The 3,972-nt window shown below is 73.1% G+C and carries 4 protein-coding genes; 2 read left to right on the forward strand and 2 right to left on the reverse strand.

Annotation, left to right across the window (positions count from 1 at the left end; translation table 11 throughout):
• Nucleotides 1-302 (reverse strand): TetR/AcrR family transcriptional regulator (locus tag AB0J52_RS30720; RefSeq protein ID WP_500186173.1); only part of this gene is annotated, 302 nt, incomplete at its 3' end.
• 161 nt (nucleotides 303-463) lie between these two features.
• Here AB0J52_RS30720 and AB0J52_RS30725 point away from each other — a divergent pair.
• Nucleotides 464-1,063 (forward strand): hypothetical protein, encoded by a 600-nt coding sequence (locus tag AB0J52_RS30725; RefSeq protein ID WP_500186174.1) that lies wholly within the window; start codon nucleotides 464-466, stop codon nucleotides 1,061-1,063.
• A 288-nt stretch (nucleotides 1,064-1,351) separates the two neighbouring features.
• On the forward strand, nucleotides 1,352-3,241 hold the full coding sequence (locus AB0J52_RS30730; RefSeq protein ID WP_500186175.1) for a Vgb family protein: 1,890 nt from the start codon (nucleotides 1,352-1,354) through the stop codon (nucleotides 3,239-3,241).
• A gap of 116 nt (nucleotides 3,242-3,357) precedes the next feature.
• On the opposite strand, the gene AB0J52_RS30735 is transcribed toward AB0J52_RS30730, so the two are convergent.
• Nucleotides 3,358-3,810, reverse strand: a complete 453-nt coding sequence (locus tag AB0J52_RS30735) for a glycosyltransferase (RefSeq protein ID WP_500186176.1) — start codon at nucleotides 3,808-3,810, stop codon at nucleotides 3,358-3,360.
• Nucleotides 3,811-3,972: the final 162 nt, after the last annotated feature.

Genomic DNA, 3,972 nt, shown 5'->3' on the forward strand with positions numbered 1-3,972 from the left:
TGCGCCGGGGACGCGGCGATCGTGTCGAGCGCGCTGGCGAGCGCGGCCGAGAAGCCCGTCCGCCAGTCCGATCCGGCCGCCCGGAACGCCGTGTCCACACGTGTCCGCAACAACCGGGTGGAATCGCGGTAAAGCGCGACGAAGCAGTCGTCCAGATCGCGGAAGCGGGCGTGGAAGTCCGCCTCGCTCAGTCCGGCGGCGTCGGCCACGTCCCGCGGCCTGGTCTGCGGGTATCCGCGTTCGGCCACGGTGCGCGCGAACGCGGCGAGCAGAACGCCGCGGTCAGGGTCGGGTGTCGTCATCGAGGGCTCCGCTTTCCGGGACCACCGCTCCCCGGCGTCCGGATCCGGACGCCTCCCGCAGTCAGGTTGACATGAAACACCACTTGGTTTCTAGTGGCTCTGAGAACTCCCGCATCCGGCCGGTGCATCCACCCCACCCGTCCCGAGAGAGGACGCAGCACATGCCTTCGCGGATCGTCAGCACAGCCCTGGCCGCCGTGGCCGCCAGCACGGGCCTCGTCGCCCTGACCGCCGCCCCGGCGCTCGCCGCCGGCATCTCCCCGGCCAGCACGGCCATCACCGCGACCAGCACCAACGTCAAGTTCGCCGGCACCCTGTCCGGGCTGCCGTTCTCGGTCAGCTGCTCGCTCTCGACCATCAAGTTCACCACCCCGGCCTCGGGCTACGGCCCGGTGAACCTCACGCCCCCCACCCCGGGCAACCCGAGCTTCACCGGCTGCCACGACAACTTCGGAGGCACCGCGACCATCACGCCGAGCGGCGTCTGGAAGCTGTCCGCGACGGGCGGGACCTCTCCCACCGTCACTCTCACCATTCCGGTCGGAGGGGTCAAGTTCACGACCTCGACGCTGCCCTCGTGCGTGGTGACCGCCGCGCCGACGGCCCCCGCGCCCATCACCGGTCCGTACAGCAACGCCACGCACTCGCTGAGCGTCAGCGGCGCGACGGTGCCCTTCTCCAGCTCCGGCTGCGGGTCGGTCAGCCCGACCGGCACCGTGAGCGGGACGTTCGTCACCAGCCCGGCGGTCACCATCACCTGACCACCGGCCGAGCGGGGCCGTCCGGCGAACCCCGGACGGTCCTGTCCACCCCTCCCTCGGGCCGTCCGGCGTCGCCGGGCGGCCCGTCCGCTCCCTCCCCTCCGCATCCGGACGGGGCGGACGTGACGGCGCGGACGTGACGTGGCGGCGCGGACGTGGCGGGGCGGACGCGGTTGACAGGGCGCGAGCGAATGGCCGGTTGAGGCCGGTGTGCGGCCGATGCCTTGACCTGAGACACCCCCAGGTTTCTATTGGGGCCCCTGGATCTTGACCAAAGGAGGCGATGGCATGCGCCGTCGACGCAATCGCGCCGCGGCCGTGGCGCTCACGGCCGTCCTCGGCACGGCCCCCGTGGCCCTGCCGTCCGCCGCCCACGCGGCGGACGCGACGGAGTACGGGCTCCCCATCCCGGACGTGACGCCGACCGGCGTCACCGCGGCGGGCGGCGGCGTGTGGTTCACCGAGTCGCAGGGCGGCGTCGGCCGGATCGCCGCCAACGGCAAGATCACCGAGTACCCGGTGCCGAGGAACTCGCAGAAGGGCACCGGCTACCCCGACGCGATCACCGCGGCGAGCGACGGCGCGCTGTGGTTCACCGACGAGTCGTCCCAGGTCGCCCGGGTGGGGCGGGTGAACGCCTCGACCGGCGCGGTGTCGATGTTCGAACTGCCCGCCGACTCCCTGCCGGGCGCGCAGGTCAGCGGCATCGCCCCCGGACCGAACGGCTCGATGTGGCTCGCGGCGGGCGGCAGCGGCGCGATCGTGAAGATCACGGCGTCCGGCTCGACCGCCGTCCTCACCACCTTCGCCACCGGCCTCAGCCCGTACTCGGTCACCGTCGGCCCCGACCAGGCCGTGTGGTTCACCTCCGCCGACGGCCAGATCGGACGGCTCGACCCGGCGTCCGGCGCGGTCACCACCTACCTTCCGCAGGGCGCTCTCGGCGGGTACCCCACGCTCGGCGAGATCGTCACCGGCAAGGACGGCAAGCTCTGGTTCACGGAGCCCGGCAGCGGCAAGATGGGGTCGCTGGACCCGGCGTCCGGGCAGATCGCCGAGTACGACACCCCCACCGCCAACGCGCGCCCGACCGGCCTCACCGTCGGCCAGGACGGCGCGCTCTGGTTCACCGAGTCGTCGGCGTCCAACCTCGGCAAGCTCGACCCGGCGAGCGGCCAGATCACCGAGTACCCCGTGCCCGCCACGCTCTCGGCTCCGTTCCGGGCGGCCACCGGCCCGGACGGCAGGATCTGGTACACCTCGCCCGGCCGCGGCAGGGTCGGCTACGTGGACCCGGCCGACCCGCCGTCCGGCACGCCGCACCAGGCGTCGCCGCCGTACGGGCCGGGTTTCCCGGGCGTGCAGGCGCAGTTCATGAACCGCTGCTCGGTCGGCACCATCTGCATCACCCAGGTGACGACGGGCGGCAGCACCAAGATCGGCTCGTTCGCGCTGACCCTGCCGCCGGGCGCGATCCGGATCACCGGCTCCCTCGGCGCGCCCGACTCGACCGGCAACCCGGTGCTGACCCCGCCCGTCACCGGCCAGCAGTTCGAGGGCAAGCCGATCGACGTGCCGGGCGGCATGATCGGCCAGCTCCCGCTGGTCGGCCCCATCCTCGGCAAGACCCCGGCGGCGATGTGGGCGGTCAACAAGCTCACCGTCACCCAGACGCTCGCCGGGCCGGTGCACGTCCTGCCCACGCCGGAGGGCGGGTTCGGCGCGCAGGCCAGCCTGAACATCCACCTCAACAACGAGCTGCTCGGCAAGAACTGCGTGATCGGGCCGGTGAACGCCAGCCTGCTGCCGAGCTTCCCCGGGCTGTTCGGCAACGACGTCCAGCTCGGCTGGGTCGGCGGGCAGATGGACATCAACGCGCCGATCGCGATCCCGAAGGCGTCCGGCTGCGGCCCGTTCGGCATCCTGGACGGCGTCATCAACCAGATGATGGGGCTGCCCTCGCCGGCGTCGAAGAACAGCATGACGCTGACCGGCATCCTCAGCCTCGGCGGCGGCGTCAACCCGTCCAACACGCCGAACGCGCTGAAGGCGAACTCGTCCAACCCGACGGCCAAGAAGCTGCGCGCGCTCATCCAGAGTCCGAACGCCAAGCGCGCCGTCAAGCCCGCGACGCACGTCGCGAAGAAGCGCACCTACACCGTCAAGGTCCGCCACTGACCTGACCTGGCACTGACCTGACCTGAGTGACCCGGCACGGCGACCGGCACGGCCGCCGCCGGACCCGAGGGACCAGCCTGATGTCGGCAGGCTGGTCCCTCGCCGTGCGGGGACGGTCAGAGCCGGTCCAGGAGCTCGACGGCGCGGGCGACGCCGTCCTCGGCGCGGAGGCGGGCCCCTACGGCGGCGGCGGCCGTCCGCATGTCCTCGCTGGTCGTGGCCTCGCGGACGGCGGCAGCGAGCGCGGGGACGGTCAGCCGGCAGAAGGGGACGGGACGCGGGCCCGCGCCCAGCGCGGCCACCCGGTCGCCCCAGTAGGGCTGGTCGCCGAAGAACGGGGTGACCACGGACGGGACGCCCGCGCGCAGGCCGGCCGCCGTCGTGCCCGCGCCGCCGTGGTGGACGACGGCGGCCGTGCGCGGGAACAGCCAGGTGTGCGGGACGTCCCGGACGGCGAGGACGTCGTCGTCCGAGGTCGCCGGGTCGCCCTGCACGATGCCGCGCACGCCCGCCAGGCGCAGGGCGGTGCGGACGGTCAGGTCGGTCAGGCGGGCGTCCTTCGGGACCATGCTGCCGAACCCGGCGTAGACGGGCGGCGGGCCGTCGGCGAGGAAGGCGGCGAGGTCGTCCGGGGGCTCGTAGTCCGGCTCGTCCAGCGTCCAGTAGCCGGTGAGGTGGCCACCACATCCAGAACCTGCTCGGCACGATGGGCAAGGTCAAGGCGAACGCCA

The sequence above is a fragment of the Spirillospora sp. NPDC049652 genome (genome assembly GCF_040675125.1).
Taxonomy (GTDB): domain Bacteria; phylum Actinomycetota; class Actinomycetes; order Streptosporangiales; family Streptosporangiaceae; genus Spirillospora.